This window comes from Paenibacillus sp. Soil750, from assembly GCF_001428045.1.
Taxonomy (GTDB): Bacteria; Bacillota; Bacilli; order Paenibacillales; family NBRC-103111; genus Paenibacillus_E; species Paenibacillus_E allorhizoplanae.
Map to the genome: position 1 here is coordinate 96,625 of NZ_LMSD01000007.1, position 16,097 is coordinate 112,721.

Sequence of the window (16,097 nt, forward strand, 5' to 3'; positions counted from 1 at the left end):
CTAATTCACAACTTTACCCGCCTCGATATCTTCCACCGAAGTACTGGCAACTAAGTAATCAGAAATTTCATTGCTATAATTGGTAAAAGGCGTTAACTTGACCGTGGTTTTGAAGAAATGTCCGTTATTATTCAACAAGTAATAATAGGTATTTTCTTCCGGCAGCTTATCAATAATGACTGGATTCCAAGAGTAACTTATTTTATCTACAACAAAATAACGGTAAGATTCAACATAAGTCTTCAATGCCTTTAATTTAAGCGGATCTGTCTCACCTGACACGACTAATGACTCATACCTGGAATAAGACATTTGCGGGGGCTGGTTCCCCCACACATTTTTCAATTCAGTTTCACTCACATACACTTGACCCGTAAATTTCTCTTTTGCTTTGCGTAAACCATCCGTCCGGATCCCCATTCGTTCAATATCGCTTAACCGATAATACGTTTGATCTGCGTTATTAAGTAAGACCGGATAGGTTGCTCCCTGGTAATCCATATATTGCGCATAGGGAAATTGCAGGACCATCTCCGTATAATTCGATTCATTCCCCACAGTTGGCTGATTCGAATTCACGCGCGGGACTACATAAATCGTTTTCGTACTTTCCTGCCAATTCACGACAGCCCCTAAATAACCTGCCAACTCCTTAACGGGCAAATAACTTGAATTATTATAAATTAATGGCGGATTCGCTAATTGAACAGCTTGACCATTTACGACAACCTTATAATCACTCCTGAGATAAGCATCGACACGTTGAAGTACATCTTGTGCATATACACCTGCCCCAAAGCATGTTCCCATCAGTGTTCCGACGATTGCGACTTTCGACCATTTTGGCATCTTCTTCATTCCATTTCCCCCTGTACCTTTCCTCGCTTGTTGACTTAACTCATTCGACAACTACCTTAATTTACCTCCTTGTTTCGACAATATCCGTCTATTGACCTATATTAGCTAACCAAACAATGCACCTGATTCATTGCGAGTTGCGCGAAATTGCTTTAGAATAGTTGAAAAACATGCATGTGAAATGAGGACCTATCATAATGAGTTTTACAGGATTTACACAACACGATTTCGATACCTTCGCCATTGAGGGTTTAGACGGACGTATGGCCGCCATTCGCGAGCGAATTCAACCTAAATTTAAAGCCCTTGGCGATGTATTGGCAACCGAATTATCTGTACAATCGGGCACTGAAATGTTCCTCCATATTGCAAAACACTTACGACGTAAGATCAATCCGCCTGTCGACACCTGGATGGCTATCTGTCCTAACAAACGCGGCTACAAGCAAGTACCTCACTTCCAGGTCGGACTTTTCGATGACCGAGTTTTCATCTGGCTTGCACTCATCTATGAGCTGCCGAATAAAGGCAATATCGCCACTACATACATGAACAATTTAAAGCAGATTCAAGCCGAAATTCCAACAGATTTCCTACTTTCCTTTGATCATATGAAAAAAGATACAATTCCCGTTTCTCAACTTGACACTACAGGCTGGAACGAAGCCTTAATTCGCTTTCGTGATGTCAAAAAAGCAGAGCTGCTCATCGGTCGAAACCTACGTTTCGATGACCCTGTATTAACAAACCCTGCTGAATTGGAGCAGTTAATCGAACAAACCTTTGAGAAGCTTATTCCTTTGTACAAACTTGCAGTCGACACACCATCGCTCTAATTTCATGAAAAATTTATGTTAAATTAAGGTTACTTTCAACTAAAACGAGGCTTTCCTGCGCAGACTAAATCCTGTAATTCCCAATAACCAGGAAAGGAGGCCTCGAATCCATTGGAAACAACAAACATAAGGAAGCTGCTCATCAGCTCCATCGCACTCACCTGTATCTTGGGTGGTAGCCTCACTGCTGTCGCACAAAACCCTGATTCTGAAGATCAGCCAACCGTTACATGGGAACAGGCAGATGAGACTGGACATAGCGGACACCATAAGCGGAAATGGCCGATCATTGAAGAATCCGCCACCGTTATCGGTGTCGACAAAGAGGTTCTCTTCAAATCGCTGAAGAGCGGAAAAAGCATTGTAGAAGTCGCCGCCGAAAAAGGCATCTCGGAAGCCGATCTCACTGCGAAACTGCAACAACTTCGGACGACGAAGATTGAAACCGCTGTGAAAGATGGCAAGCTGACTGCCGATCAAGGCGATCACATGAAGCAAAAGCTCGGCGAGCACTTAAAGTTCATTCTCAATGAGAAGAACCTGTTAGCTCACCATCCTGGGCATGGCAAGCATAAGTTCGGTTTAAAGCCCGACACTGAAAAGCTTGCAAAATCGCTTGGCATGAGTAAAGACGAACTCCGTGCACAACTGCACGCAGGAAAGTCTTTGGCTGAAATTGCGCAAGCGAAAGGCATTTCCAAAGACAAGCTAGTGGTATCGATTAAGGATCAATTAACACCTTCCATTGAGAAGTGGGTTGATCACAAAATGGAACCTAAAGCGAAAAAGTAGCTATTAGCGTTAACAGAGGGGCATTCTATGGAATGCCTCTTTTTCATATTAGCCAGATTCTATTTAAAAAATGAGTGATTACTCACTTCTCAAATGCATAAATTTATCGTATGATGAGTTTAGCGTTAAAAGTGAGTGATTACTCACTTTATTATGAATGGAAAGAGGTGCAGAACATGACGTCCGCCACAGCGATTCAAGTGCAAGGAGTCAGCAAGCTATTCGGTGAGAAAACGGTTCTGAAGGATATTACGCTTGCGGTTCCCCGTTCACAGATTTTCGGACTCCTAGGCCCTTCCGGTTCGGGAAAAACAACACTTGTCCGCATGATTGCAGGCATTGATGCCCCCACAAACGGTCAGGTGACCGTACTTGGTCAGAAGATGCCACAGCTAGCTATGCTCTCCCAAATCGGCTATATGGCGCAATCAGATGCCTTATATACCGAGTTGACGGCGCAGGAGAACCTGGCTTTTTTCGCAGCCTTGTATGGCCTCAAAGGAGCCAAATGTAAGCAACGCATTCAAGCTGTCATGGAGCTCGTGGATTTGAGCGATCATTTGAAAAAGCAAGTCAGCAACTACTCAGGGGGTATGAAGCGTCGGTTATCGCTTGCCATTTCCTTGCTCCATGAGCCAAGCATTCTTATTCTTGATGAACCGACCGTAGGAATTGACCCTGTCTTACGCAAATCGATCTGGCAGGAGCTGACAAATCTGAGTCTGAACGGTACTACCATTCTTTTGACCACACATGTAATGGATGAAGCAGACAAATGCCATCAACTCGGCATGATTCGAGACGGTAGTCTCACAGCCATAGGTACGCCAGAGGAGTTAAAGCACGCTACCTCTTCCTCCACGATTGAAGAAGCATTTTTAGTTTATGGAGGTGCAAAAGCATGAGAATTCGGGCCATTGTGATTCGCATCCTTCGCCAATTTTTCCACGATAAACGAACACTCATGATGATGCTGGTAGCTCCTATGCTCATTTTGTTCATGATGTCCTTAGTTTTCAATGGCAACACTTACGTGCCAAAGCTTGGCGCCGTGAATGTCCCTGCCCCCCTTATTCAGAAACTGCAGGATTTGAACGCGGAGGTCACCGTTTACTCGGCCGAAGAAGCGCAAACGGAACTTGACAATGTTCACTTAGACGCTGTACTCGTCATGAATGGAACTACACCTCAACTAACCCTGGAAGGCAGTGATCCAAGTAAGAACAAAGCTGTTCTCTTCCTGTTACAAAAGGCGTTGCAAAGCTCTGCCCCGACTGGCACCGCAGCAGTACTTGCGCCAACGATTATATATTTACATGGTGCTGCTGACATGGCCGCTTTTGACAATTTCGGACCGGTTCTTATTGGATTTTTCGTTTTCTTTTTCGTTTTTCTCTTGTCAGGTGTGTCCTTCTTGAGAGAACGTACAGGCGGAACCTTGGAACGATTGCTCGCTACACCATTACGTCGTTGGGAGATCGTTGTGGGCTATATCCTCGGTTTTGGAATCTTTACCACCCTGCAAGCGACACTTATTGCGTGGTTTGCTACGAGCGTCCTCGGCCTAATGATGGTAGGATCCTTCTGGTATGTGCTGCTGATTACCCTGTTGTTGGCTCTGGCTGCGCTCTCCTTGGGAACGCTGATTTCCGCCTTCGCGAACAATGAGTTCCAAATGATTCAGTTCATTCCGCTCATCATTGTGCCTCAGGTCTTCTTCTCCGGCTTGTTCAGCTTAGACACGATGTCTGTATACCTACGCTGGATCGGTCATTTGATGCCGCTGTATTACGGCGCTGACGCGCTGCGGAACATTATGATTCGCGGCGCAGGCTGGGATCGCATCTGGCTTGATGTGCTTGTACTTGCATCCTTTACTCTCGTTTTTATGATCTTGAATATTGTGGCATTAAAGAAGCATCGTAAGATATAATGGATGGATGTTTAGAACTGAGGAAGAGGTGAATGCAATGTCCGAGATCGAGCCATGGTTAACTGAACTGCTGCGTCTGAACGACGAAGAAGAGAAAATGACCGATAAACAGATTAAGATTGTTCAAGCGGCTGTGGAGATTTTCTCTGAGAAAGGTTTTGCAGGCTCCTCGACAAGCGAGATTGCCCAGAAAGCAGGCGTCGCAGAAGGTACGATCTTTCGTCATTACAAAACGAAAAAAGAGCTGCTCCTCTCGATCGTAGCACCGATGATGTCTAAGCTCATTGCGCCATTTGCTGTTAAAGATTTCACGAAAGTTTTGGAAGCTGATTATCCCGATGTTGAGCAATTCCTACGCGCGATTACCATAAATCGCTTAGAATTTGCTCGCAAGCACTTTCCTATTATCAAAATTTTCATGCATGAAATCCCATTCCATAATGAGCTTCGCGAACAATTTAAAGAGACGGTGGCCGTTCTGGTGCTGGAGAAAGCTTATAAAGCGATACGGCATTTTCAAAAGCAGGGACAGCTCATAGAGCTCCCTGAACCCACTGCGATGCGGCTGATCGTTTCCACGATAATGGGGTTTCTCATTACACGATTCCTTCTAGTTCCAGATTCTGAGTGGGATGAAGAGGAAGAAATCGACTATACGATTAAGTTTATTTTGTACGGACTATCTCCACGATAAAATGGAAAATAAACAAAAAGCTGCACATCCCTCTCCTTCTGGAGAAGTGGATGTGCAGCTTTTTCACGTTCGGCTAAACCGCTCGTTGCGTGCTAGTTTGGCGATCAACCATAATGAAGCGCTGCAGCAGCAAGATCGCAGCTAGGCAAAGCACGCCGCCGATGATGAACGGCAGCGAATGAGCGATTGCGAACACCGCTCCACCAAGGAGTGGGCCTGCAATGCGGCCCAGGCTGTCCATGGAGGAGCTGAGGCCTGTCGCGACGCCTTGTCCAACCTTCGTACGCTGCGTGATCAGCGACGTCACACACGGTCTGATCAGCGCGTTCCCTGCGCCGAAGACCGATAAATAAATCGCAGCGGTTACGACGCTGCTGGAGTACAGCAGCAGGAAGAAACCAGCTGCTGAGAGCAATAACCCGATGCCGATGACGAACTGTTCGGCACCTTGCTTCACGAGGCGGCGTACAACGCCGCCCTGGATCAAGGCACCGACGATGCCGCTCGCGAGGAACATCATACCGATGTCAAACGGCGTGGCGCCGATTTTGTCCATTTGATAATACTGAAGCGTTGCTTCAAGCCCTGCCAACGTGAACGACACGAAGAAGGACAATACGTACAAATACTTAGAAGCCCCATCGAAAGCTGTCCAGCGCGAAGGCGCTTTTTCTTTGGAAGATCTGCGCTTGTCCGATGTCAAGGATTCTTTAAGTATCGCAGCCGCAAAGAGGAACGAAGCAAATGAAAGCGCAGCGGCTACAAAGAACGGTGTGTAAGTTCCCCATTTGCTAACAATCCCGCCAAGTGCTGGTCCGAAGATAAAGCCTAGCCCAATCGACATCCCAACCATCCCCATGCCTTTGGTTCGATTCTCTGCCGTCGTAATATCTGCTACATATGCTACAGCACAAGCTGTCGCCGCGCCTGAGAATAAGCCGCCTAGAATACGGGATACATACATGATCCATAACTGATCATTGGCGAATCCGAAAATCAAGAAACTCACACTAAAGCCTAGAAGTCCGATTAGAATAATCGGTCTACGACCAATCCGATCCGATAAGCCTCCCCAAATGGGAGACATCAAGAAAGAGGCTGCTGAGTACACCGACAAGAGTACAGCGTTATGAAACTTCGCTCCCGCTCCAGTCACGACTTCTGGTAACACTGGAATGATAATTCCGAAACCAATGAAGATCGTCATCAGCAACAACATGATGATTCCAATCTGTTTATTCATGATGCATTAAGCCTCCAAACCAATTCTTTTTCCTTATCGTACCATACCTTTTTTGGGGATGGAAATGAACATTTGAAGAACAAGTAACAAGATAAGTACAAATCCACTCGTTAAGAATGGCGCATGATACCCATATACGTCCCAAAGCTTTCCTGACACGATAGGACCTACAATCATCCCTAATCCTTCTATCGTGAGGAAAAACCCCCAAACTGCCCCTCTTTTCTCAGGCGGAATGGCTGAAGCAATCAGCGCATTCCAAGATGGAATAATGAACGCATAACCCACTCCAAGCAGCGCTACTAAAATGTACAGCATACTCATTGCTTTCACGTATGTGAAGAGCAGTAAGGCTGCTGCACTCAGTGTAAACCCGATAAGTAAAAACGGACGAATCCCTAAGCGGTCTACCATTTTGCCCATTGGAACTAGAAAAATAACCGTAACCGCTCCCCCAGCGACTAGAAATAGGCTGTATTGAAAGGAAGAAAGCATCAATACTTCTTTGGCATAAAGTGTTAGAATCGGCGTTAATATCCCTAGCGCAAAGGTCTGTGCAAACATAGCGGGAAACATCAATGGACTAATTGACATTGATCTCCGAACCTCGCTTAAATAGGTAGATACACGTTGTAACCAAGATGGCTTTTGTATTTGCTGAGACTTGATGGCAACCTGTTGCTCCACGAAATCATGGCTAGACATATTCACCTTCTGTTTGCGTGGAAGCATGAGCGCGACTAGCACGACTACCGTCATACAGCCAATAAGCAGCTTGAATGCAAAGGCATAGTTATTTTCACCGACGAAGAAGTTAATCACCACAGGACCTAGCCCTACGCCAGACAACCAAGCCATATATACCACACTCATGATCGTCGCTTTGCCTTCATCCCCCGCCACTTCAGTCGTTCCCGTAATGACACAAGGCCATAATGGGGCCGTCCCAAATCCGAGCAGCGCACAACCTACAATCATCCACACGTATTCGGTTGAGATGGCCATGATGATAACGGAAAGGAATGTCAACAACACGCCTGTTAACATAGTCACACGGTAGCCAAGCCGATCAATAATCCAGCCCACAGGTGTACGTAATACATTATCGCCAATATATTGGGCCGCTAACGTCCATCCGATAACAAATGCAGAAGCACCGAGCGATGTTGTCATGTAAACGGGCAAAACGGTTAAAAGCAAGGCTCCCTTTACAAATTCTACGACAAACATAATAATTAACAATTCCATCACAAATGGTGAGAAAAGCCGATTATCCCGCCATTTTCGCATCCAAATCATCCGATTTCTCCTTTTTATTGCCTATTTATACATTCTCGTGTTAGTTTGACCCCATTTTGTGCAAACTATTTTGAAAAAATTAACTTGCATCAAATCTCTAGTTTGATATACTCATTTTGTTTGTTGCAACTTTTGGACAAGCAATCCACGATAGAAGGGAAGCGATAATCAGGTGGATCATACCCGTACACCCCTGTTCTCTGCATTGCTTGCGCATGCGGAAAGAAATCCAATTCAGTTTCACATTCCTGGCCATAAAAAAGGAGTCGGCATGGACCCGGAGTTTCGTGCTTTCATAGGCGATAATGCCCTTTCCATCGACCTCATCAATATAGCACCGCTAGATGATCTTCATCAGCCAATGGGCGTTATTGAAGAAGCTCAGAAGCTGGCTGCGCATGCGTTTGGCGCGGATCACACATTCTTCTCTGTGCAAGGTACGAGCGGAGCGATTATGACAATGATTATGACGGTTTGTTCCGAAGGCGATAAAATTATCGTGCCGCGGAATGTCCATAAATCTGTACTAGCCGCAATTATTTTCGTTGGAGCTAAGCCTGTTTTCATTCAACCTGCTCGCGATAAAAATCTTGGAATTGATCATGGTATTCCGACTCGTTCTGTTCGCCGTGCGCTTGAAAAGCATCCGGATGCGAAAGCCGTGCTTGTCATTAATCCTACCTATTATGGTGTATGTACGAACCTTAAAGAGATCGTAGATCTCGTTCACAGCTACAATATGCCCGTTCTTGTTGATGAAGCGCATGGTGTGCTAATTCATTTCCACGAGAACCTGCCGATGTCTGCTATGGAAGCTGGTGCTGATATGGCGGCTACAAGTGTACATAAGCTTGGTGGTTCCATGACGCAAAGCTCTGTCCTCAATGTCAAAGGAAATCGCGTGAACCCGAAACGTATACAAACGATCATTTCGATGCTGACTACGACGTCGACTTCGTATATTTTACTAGGTTCGTTAGACACATCTCGCCGTCACCTCGCTCTAAACGGACGTGAAATGGCAGAACGCACCATTCAGCTGGCTCACTATGCGCGTAAGCAAATCAACAAGATTCCGAACCTCTATTGCTTCGGGGAAGAAATTCTCGGGGATGAAGCCACTTTCGCTTATGATCCTACCAAAATCTGCGTACACGTTCGTAAGCTAGGTGTCACAGGCTTTGAAGTAGAGAATTGGCTGCGCGATCACTACAATATCGAAGTCGAGATGAGTGACATGTACAACATCCTCTGTCTCTTCACACCAGGAGATACACCAGAGAATGTTGACATTCTATTAACGGCTTTGCGTGAATTATCCCACATCAATGATGATGTTGTCGAAGTCAAAGAAGTTGTCATTAAGGTTCCTGCGATTCCACAACTGACTTTGACGCCACGTGATGCTTTCTACGGTGAAACGGAAGTTCTGCCATTTAAAGACTCTGCGGATCGAATCATTGCTGAATTCATCTATGTTTACCCGCCAGGCATTCCGATTCTACTCCCGGGTGAAGTTATTACGCAAGAGCTGATTGATTATATTGTTGAGCACGTAGAGGTCGGATTACCTGTCAAAGGACCTGAAGATCGTAGTGTCCAACAGGTGAAAGTGATTGTAGAAACACAAGCTATCTTCTAAGCTCTCTACCCTGAGGGATATATTGTAAAACCGTTTACATGATGCTATGATATGGGTGATGTTTTGCGAATGAGGTGATCAAGGAATGGCTCAAAGCGCTTATATTAAATTCGTAACAGGATCCGCTGTCACAGCACTTACCTTGGATGAAATCAAGGACAAGCTGCTGCATTATCGAGATCAACTTAGCCTGACAGCCAAACAACTTGGTTGGGAGTATGACGAAGCCGGATTCCCTTATACGATTGAGACGAAGCCGGAAGGCGAGGGCAAATGGTTTTATTTGAAAGGCACCAACGCTTTATATCATACGATCGTGGTTGGGGTCGGTTCTGAACAAAACCAGGAGCAAGAGCGCCAGTTCGTGCAATTCGTATTACCTGACAATGCCACACATGGTGACAAGAGCAAAGGCAATGAATTCTGCAAATATTTGGGCAAACTTCTGAAAGCTGAACTTCATCTATTTAACGGTAGAATCATGTATTTCAATCCTAGAAAATGAATGAACACAAACAGAAACCCCCTAACAGATCACTCTGCTAGGGGGTTCTTATGTATAGCTCTTATTCTTCGCCTTCTTGAGCCACGATTTCATTGTAAATCGTTACTACACGTTCCCACTCTTCTTCATCTTCAATGTTAACGAGGAATGCATCTTCGTCCTCTTCTTCAACACGGAAAATCACGCCATCTGCTTCAGGATCATTACGATCGAGTAAAACAGCATACGCTTGCTCCTGAGATTGGAAGGTATATACCATGACCATTTCATGTTCTACACCGTTCTCGTCCGTTACGATAAAAACATCTTCCCCTTGCTCGTCGTGATCGTGGTCACAGTCCGGGCCGTGCACATGATCATGCTTCTCATCGCTCACAGGCAGAACCTCATTTCATTAAGTAATAAGTTACTTAAATATCCTAACATTTTCATATTAAGAGGTCAAACCAGATAATCCCTGCTTGCGTTACTCGGATTGAATTTGCTTTTCAGAAACGACAGAATACTCACTGCTTCCACTTTGCTGCATAGCAAATTTAACAACATACGTACCCGCTTCATCGAATGAAACACCATATACAGGAACCTTCAACCAGAACGATTCTTTGGAGTCGGAAATTGATTTCTCGACAGGTGTAATCACACTTTTTCCACTTGGAGAAACAATGGAAACGCGAACGGAATTAATGCCCGTTTTCAAGTTGTCTACCTGTGCGAACACGATAAAATCCGCTTGTTTCCCTCGTTCAACAACACCGAAAGGGACGATCGCCGAATCTTTACGAACTTCCGTTGTAAAGAACATATGTACATTTGGCTTGAACAAATAAGCTGTTTTACTGGCATCATCCCATTTGAGCAGGGACTGTAAAGCATCACTCATTGCACGTAATGGAAGCACCGTCTTGCCATCCACAATAAGCGGCGGGACATCGGAATCTGCGAATTCCTTCGTTTGATTGTTTACGACTAATCTAGCGATACTATACCCTTTATAATCCCCCCATATCGATGAGGCTACCACCGCAGCCGTACTTAAAACAAAGAAAACAACCATCAACGTAAAAATGCGCTGAACTTTCATCTCTCTTTAACCTCCAACCTCGTTAGTCATCTGTCTGTCTGCATCTTTATACGCCGATGTTTAGGAAGAGTTGCGATGAATTTAACATTTTGCAATAAAATTCAGAACACGCTTAATATAGGCTTCTGATTCAAGCTGAAAGGAACCGACATGCCCTGCTTTTTCTGTAATCCATAGCTCAAAAGCCGCTGGATGACGCTTGTACATCTGGGCACTATTGGTATAAGGAATTGCTTGATCATCTTTACTATGAATGAACAAAATCGGCCTTGGCACAATCTGGTCAACGGCAGCTAATGCATCAACAGCATGTGGGTTCACGCCTATCAATTTTGGCAAAATAAATAGAATCAGCGGGGTAAATGGGTAGCGTGGAAGCTTAGACCACACCGGCAAGTTTTCCTTGAGATAGGGAAGTAATTGGCTAAATGCGCTGTCCGTAATGACCCCTGCCACATCTTTCGCCTCCGCAGCTGCTAAGATGGACGACGTGCCTCCCATTGAAAATCCAAGTAATATAATTTCCGTTGGTTTGCTAGTATAGGTCTGTACCCACTCGATAGCACCAAGGATGTCTTCTTTCTCCAGGAAGCCAATTGTCGTTGTATTCCCTGCGGATCTTCCTGAATTCCGAAAATCAAACATGAGAACATGATAACCTGCGTTCACAAGTGCTTGAGCTAATGACAAGGCTGGAAGACCTTTTTCTAGTCGTGTACCGGCATAACCGTGTGACATGATGACTGTCGTAGTTTTAGGTAAAGATGCCGCATTAGGCGACTCCAAGTACCAGCCATCTAACAACACCCCATCTGTTCGACTTGGGAATGTGACATCCTTTCGGTGCAAATTATAATTCTCCGGGGTATCATCCACGATCTTCCGTTTAGGATGTGTTAACTGCCACCCCACATAGGTTGAAAGTCCAACTACACCAAGCAAAATCAACAAAAGAATGCAACTTACAAGTAACCCAATCATTATGAAATCAACACCTTCTATTTGTTTACTTTAACTTTACTGCATCTTTATTTCTATATATAGTGGTTGAAAGTCGGCAACCTCCCATGTTACATTAGAAAAAGATGGATTTTGTCGAAAATTGGAGGACACTGAATGAGTTTGCAAATTCAAATGTTGGGAACCGGCAGTGCCTTTTCCAAATTGTATTACAATACAAGTGCATTAATTCGATCTTCCGATGCCACTATTCTTATTGATTGTGGACCCACAGTCCCTAAATCACTTAGCGAGATTGCTTTAGAGCTCGATCAAATTGATGGTATTCTCATTTCACATATTCATGCTGACCATATAGGCGGCCTTGAAGAAATGGCTTTTCGATTATTCTATCAATATAACCGAAAACGCGTGCAGCTTTATGTTACAGAGGCATTAGCTGAAGTTCTTTGGGAGAATAGTTTGAAAGGCGGACTCTATAATCCAGAGGATGGTTTCCATCAGCTTCAAGACTATTTCGAACTGGTTTTTCTACAGGAAAGAGTACCTTATCCAATATCACCAAAGCTAACCATTGAAATCGTCCCAACCTTGCACATTGCCCAAAAACTTAACTATTCGATCTTTATTAATCACCGGACATTCTATAGTGCTGATTTGCAATTTAATAAAGACTTTCTCCTCAACGAAGTTATCCATATAAGAAATTGTCACACCATTTTTCACGATTGTCAATTAAACGGACCTGGTTATGTACACACAACATTGGATGAACTACTTACCCTTCCAGAGGATATACAGAAACTCATATACTTGATGCATTATGACGATCACATGTCAGAATTCATTGGTCAAACAGGTCCCATGACCTTTATCCACAAACATGAAATCATCGAGATCTCCGAGTGATCTTGCTGAACGCCGAAGCCTTGAGAATTAATTTTCTCAAGGCTTCTTTCGATAAATTCCCCCATCGTTTTTCATTTTTTTTTGAAGAACAGCAGGGATTTTATGACAAGTATAGAACATGTCACAAGAGTATGAGAACTGCGGAAATTTCCAATCGGGAGCTGATATGGTGATTATCAATGTGGTTTATTATGTGTATGTGATCTTGTATGGCCTATATACGATTTATCTGCACGCGGTCTTGAATATCCCATTGTTTCTTCTAGCTGTTTGTCTATTTGTCTTATCTGTTCGCTTCCACTCATCACACCCGGCTATACCTTGGCTCCAACTACTCCTTATTGGTTCTCTTCACGTACTGGGACAATCTGCCTTATGCTATCCTTTATTTTTATTAACGCTTTCACATTATTCCTACAAAGAAGTAAATAAGTGGAGAGCATGGGGACTATCCGTAAGCGCCATGATCATTTATTTGTCTACGGTTAATTTCATAACGCATTCCGCATCTAGAGAATCCATGTTTGGATTCATGAGTATCCTCGACTTTGCTGCCACCACTTGGTTAACACGAACCATCCATCTCCGCAGTGGCAAATTGGAACGTATTCGCAATGAGCGTCATTTATTAACGCAAAAAGACTCCCTTACTGGTCTCTATAATTATGAAGAATGTCATCGAAGACTTGAGCAGCAAATTAAACTTCATCAACCCCTTGTACTATTTCTTATCGACTGTACGGATCTGAAAGCAATGAATACCTCTGGCGGATTTCAAGCAGGTAATTTCGTGCTAAAGCAAATGGCTGATCTCCTTCAGATCCTATTCAAAGAAGCACTATTTATCTCGCGATATGGTGGCGATGAATTCGCAGTCGTCATGCCGCTCAACAAGGATTTTCTGACAACTGCCTCCTATCAGCAGAAGCTTGACTCTGAACTCCCTAAGCTTACTGGGATTCAAAATACATATGGGATTGCCATCTTTCCTCAAGACGCATTGACAAAAGATGATCTTATTTTGCACGCAGAGCATAATCTATTTATGAAGAAACGTGAATCTTGGTTAAAACGCGAAGAACAAATGCAACGCTCAGAGAAGCTGAGGGTCGTCGGTGAACTAGCTTCTGGCATGGCTCATGAGATTCGAAATCCCTTAACAACGGTTAAAGGTTTTCTGCAATTATCAAAAGCAAGCGATTACAATATTGAAAATTGGTACGGACTCATCATGGATGAGATTGATCGTATGAGTGATTTGACTGGTGAGTTCCTTCAATTCTCCAAGCCACACCAAACTGTCTTTCAAACCCACTCGTTGAATGAATGCGTACTCAAAGTTATTTCGCTTATTGAATCCGAAGCGACCAGCTCAGGACATGAGATACATTTTCATGAGTCAACCTATGCTGTTCATATGCTTATGGATCAAGATAAAATGATACAACTCTTGTTAAACATGATGAAAAATGCTTGTGAAGCCATGGAAGCAAACGGTTCCATCCACATGAAATTAAGCCGCGATCAGAAGAACGCGACTTTAGTCATTGCGGATAATGGTCCGGGTATACCGAGTGATCAACTCGAGAAGATTTTCCATCCCTTCTTTACAACCAAAGAAACGGGTACAGGTTTAGGATTATCGATTTGCTATAAAATCGTACAGGATCATCATGGTACATTAGAAGTAGAGAGTGAGCTCGGTATAGGGACACGATTTATTCTGACGTTCCCACTTGCCGTGAACATGACTTCTGGGAATGACAATTCAGCTGTAAGTTAAAGAGTTTTCTTCATTCTGACATGAAGAATTCCGGCATCATAGAAAGGCTCATCTGAGATCACCGTGTAGCCTAACTGACTGTAGAAACCTTCTGCTTGACATTGCGCATCTAGAATCGCATATTTGCAACCAAGCTCAAGAGCCTGTTGCTCCATAGCATGTATGAGTTGTTTCCCAAGCGATCTTCCTCTATAATCTTTCAAGACAGCGACACGTTGTAATTTGGCTGTTGCTTCTTGGTATTCATACCATCTGGAAGTCGCAATCGGAGTCTCACCATCCATGATGAGCAAATGATGGCAGGCTTCAGGGGACTCGTCCTTTTCATCCATCTCCAGATGTGCGGGGACTTGCTGTTCATCAACAAACACATTAAATCGCACAGCAAAACATGCTTTCAATTGATCCATTGTTGTAACTCGAATAGTTTCCATGTGGGCTTCTTCCTCTCTAAGATCGTTTCTTGATCTTATCCCATTCCCGAAATGTTGTCCACATGTACCATGTTCAGAGCTTTTACTTTTTTTCCAATAAGTAGCTGCAAGCACCAATCGCAAACCCTAATAGGGCACCAACTGCAACTTCCCGTGGCAAATGACCTAATCTCTCCTTTAGAGCTTTCCGTCTTCTGGCGTGATAGATCCCCGGGTGCTGCTGAGCAATCCGCTCCACCTGTTCGTCTAAATCGTTCACTTCTACCGCGATCTCGCCAGCGGATCTACGAATGCCCATCGCATCATACATGACGACAGCGCCGAATACGGAGCTCACCGCGAAATCAACAGCTGAAAAGCCTCTTTTCATCCCTATGTAGGTAGCAAGTGCCGTAACGCCTGAAGAATGCGAACTCGGCATACCACCTGTTTGAACCAATTGTGACCAATCCCATTTTTTGCTGAACATATACGTTAAAGGTAATTTGATGGCTTGTGCGGCACCAATACCGATCACAGCTGTAGTCAATGCTCGATTCATTTCCATTCACCTCACTACTAGCATCCATCACAGGTTTAGATTCTATTCGCAAAGTTTGCTATACTAGACACATTGATTCTTTTGTAAGGAGTGTGACTGATGAATATCGCTTTTTTCCTGTTACCTAAATCCGAAGTCATTACCGCGACTCCACAAGCAACCCTTCGTCAAACGTTGGAGCGCATGGAGTATCATCGATATACCGCAGTTCCGATCCTTTCCGATGATGGACATTATGTAGGAACCGTTACGGAAGGAGATTTACTTTGGTTTCTCAAAAATTCAGCGCATATCGGCTTTGAGAATGCTCATCGCCATGTTCTTGAAGAGGTTCCTTTACGTGTTAAAAATAAACCCGTTCATATTCATGCTGAGATGGTTGACCTGATTGATTTGGCAAAAGCACAAAACTTCGTACCTGTCGTCGATGATTCCGACAAATTCATCGGGATTGTCAGACGTAGCGAAATTATAGAGTATTGCGCCAAACAAATGAATTTACTAGCCAATGCTGTACAGTCCTAATTATTTTAATTATTAATTTATAGGCAAAGTAAAAAGGCTGAGAAAACTCAGCCTTTTTA

The 16,097-nt window shown here is 44.0% G+C and carries 18 protein-coding genes; 10 read left to right on the forward strand and 8 right to left on the reverse strand.

Annotation, left to right across the window (positions count from 1 at the left end; all coding sequences use genetic code 11):
* Entirely contained in the window at positions 1-858 is an 858-nt protein-coding gene (locus ASL11_RS08605; RefSeq protein WP_157256859.1) for a stalk domain-containing protein, read from the reverse strand.
* Positions 859-1,055: 197 nt separating this feature from the next.
* On the opposite strand from ASL11_RS08605, the gene ASL11_RS08610 reads away from it, so the two are divergent.
* The 5 genes from ASL11_RS08610 (at position 1,056) to ASL11_RS08630 (ending at position 5,113) form a co-directional block, all read left to right on the forward strand.
* Entirely contained in the window at positions 1,056-1,694 is a 639-nt protein-coding gene (locus ASL11_RS08610) for a DUF1054 domain-containing protein (RefSeq protein ID WP_056612528.1), read from the forward strand.
* A gap of 111 nt (positions 1,695-1,805) precedes the next feature.
* Positions 1,806-2,486, forward strand: coding sequence for a hypothetical protein (locus ASL11_RS08615; RefSeq protein WP_056612530.1), 681 nt, complete (start codon positions 1,806-1,808; stop codon positions 2,484-2,486).
* A gap of 176 nt (positions 2,487-2,662) precedes the next feature.
* Entirely contained in the window at positions 2,663-3,391 is a 729-nt protein-coding gene (locus ASL11_RS08620) for an ABC transporter ATP-binding protein (protein WP_056612532.1), read from the forward strand.
* Positions 3,388-4,419, forward strand: coding sequence for an ABC transporter permease (locus tag ASL11_RS08625; protein WP_056612534.1), 1,032 nt, complete (start codon positions 3,388-3,390; stop codon positions 4,417-4,419). Before ASL11_RS08620 ends, ASL11_RS08625 begins: the two co-directional genes overlap by 4 nt.
* A gap of 37 nt (positions 4,420-4,456) precedes the next feature.
* The gene (locus ASL11_RS08630; RefSeq protein ID WP_056612536.1) at positions 4,457-5,113 is read left to right on the forward strand and encodes a TetR/AcrR family transcriptional regulator; all 657 of its coding nucleotides are present in this window, start codon (positions 4,457-4,459) and stop codon (positions 5,111-5,113) included.
* A 73-nt stretch (positions 5,114-5,186) separates the two neighbouring features.
* Here the strand turns inward: ASL11_RS08630 and ASL11_RS08635 are convergent, their stop codons facing one another.
* Together ASL11_RS08635 and ASL11_RS08640 are read right to left on the reverse strand one after the other, a co-directional pair.
* Positions 5,187-6,356 (reverse strand): MFS transporter, encoded by a 1,170-nt coding sequence (locus ASL11_RS08635; protein ID WP_056612538.1) that lies wholly within the window; start codon positions 6,354-6,356, stop codon positions 5,187-5,189.
* A gap of 33 nt (positions 6,357-6,389) precedes the next feature.
* Complete coding sequence (locus ASL11_RS08640; protein ID WP_056612541.1) at positions 6,390-7,655, reverse strand: MFS transporter; 1,266 nt, start codon at positions 7,653-7,655, stop codon at positions 6,390-6,392.
* 172 nt (positions 7,656-7,827) lie between these two features.
* On the opposite strand from ASL11_RS08640, the gene ASL11_RS08645 reads away from it, so the two are divergent.
* Complete coding sequence (locus tag ASL11_RS08645) at positions 7,828-9,297, forward strand: aminotransferase class I/II-fold pyridoxal phosphate-dependent enzyme (protein ID WP_056612543.1); 1,470 nt, start codon at positions 7,828-7,830, stop codon at positions 9,295-9,297.
* Between the two features lie 85 nt (positions 9,298-9,382).
* A complete protein-coding gene (locus ASL11_RS08650) occupies positions 9,383-9,802 on the forward strand; it encodes a DUF1885 family protein (RefSeq protein ID WP_056612545.1) in 420 nt (139 codons plus the stop codon).
* Positions 9,803-9,863: 61 nt separating this feature from the next.
* Here ASL11_RS08650 and ASL11_RS08655 read toward each other — a convergent pair whose 3' ends face one another.
* The 3 genes from ASL11_RS08655 to ASL11_RS08665 form a co-directional block, all read right to left on the reverse strand.
* Positions 9,864-10,178, reverse strand: coding sequence for a DUF1292 domain-containing protein (locus ASL11_RS08655; RefSeq protein ID WP_056612546.1), 315 nt, complete (start codon positions 10,176-10,178; stop codon positions 9,864-9,866).
* Positions 10,179-10,268: 90 nt separating this feature from the next.
* Positions 10,269-10,886: a stalk domain-containing protein gene (locus tag ASL11_RS08660; RefSeq protein ID WP_056612548.1), complete on the reverse strand. Its 618-nt coding sequence runs from the start codon at positions 10,884-10,886 to the stop codon at positions 10,269-10,271.
* An 81-nt stretch (positions 10,887-10,967) separates the two neighbouring features.
* Positions 10,968-11,867 (reverse strand): alpha/beta hydrolase, encoded by a 900-nt coding sequence (locus ASL11_RS08665; protein WP_056612550.1) that lies wholly within the window; start codon positions 11,865-11,867, stop codon positions 10,968-10,970.
* Positions 11,868-12,002: 135 nt separating this feature from the next.
* Between ASL11_RS08665 and ASL11_RS08670 the strand changes: the two genes are divergently transcribed.
* Together ASL11_RS08670 and ASL11_RS08675 are read left to right on the forward strand one after the other, a co-directional pair.
* Complete coding sequence (locus tag ASL11_RS08670) at positions 12,003-12,755, forward strand: MBL fold metallo-hydrolase (RefSeq protein WP_056612552.1); 753 nt, start codon at positions 12,003-12,005, stop codon at positions 12,753-12,755.
* Between the two features lie 166 nt (positions 12,756-12,921).
* Complete coding sequence (locus tag ASL11_RS08675; RefSeq protein ID WP_056612554.1) at positions 12,922-14,538, forward strand: ATP-binding protein; 1,617 nt, start codon at positions 12,922-12,924, stop codon at positions 14,536-14,538.
* On the opposite strand, the gene ASL11_RS08680 is transcribed toward ASL11_RS08675, so the two are convergent.
* Both ASL11_RS08680 and ASL11_RS08685 read right to left on the reverse strand, forming a co-directional pair.
* On the reverse strand, positions 14,535-14,972 hold the full coding sequence (locus ASL11_RS08680; RefSeq protein WP_056612557.1) for a GNAT family N-acetyltransferase: 438 nt from the start codon (positions 14,970-14,972) through the stop codon (positions 14,535-14,537). The genes ASL11_RS08675 and ASL11_RS08680 overlap by 4 nt on opposite strands.
* Before the next feature lie 82 nt (positions 14,973-15,054).
* Positions 15,055-15,513 (reverse strand): divergent PAP2 family protein, encoded by a 459-nt coding sequence (locus ASL11_RS08685; protein WP_056612559.1) that lies wholly within the window; start codon positions 15,511-15,513, stop codon positions 15,055-15,057.
* Between the two features lie 99 nt (positions 15,514-15,612).
* Between ASL11_RS08685 and ASL11_RS08690 the strand changes: the two genes are divergently transcribed.
* Complete coding sequence (locus ASL11_RS08690; protein ID WP_056612561.1) at positions 15,613-16,038, forward strand: CBS domain-containing protein; 426 nt, start codon at positions 15,613-15,615, stop codon at positions 16,036-16,038.
* Positions 16,039-16,097: the final 59 nt, after the last annotated feature.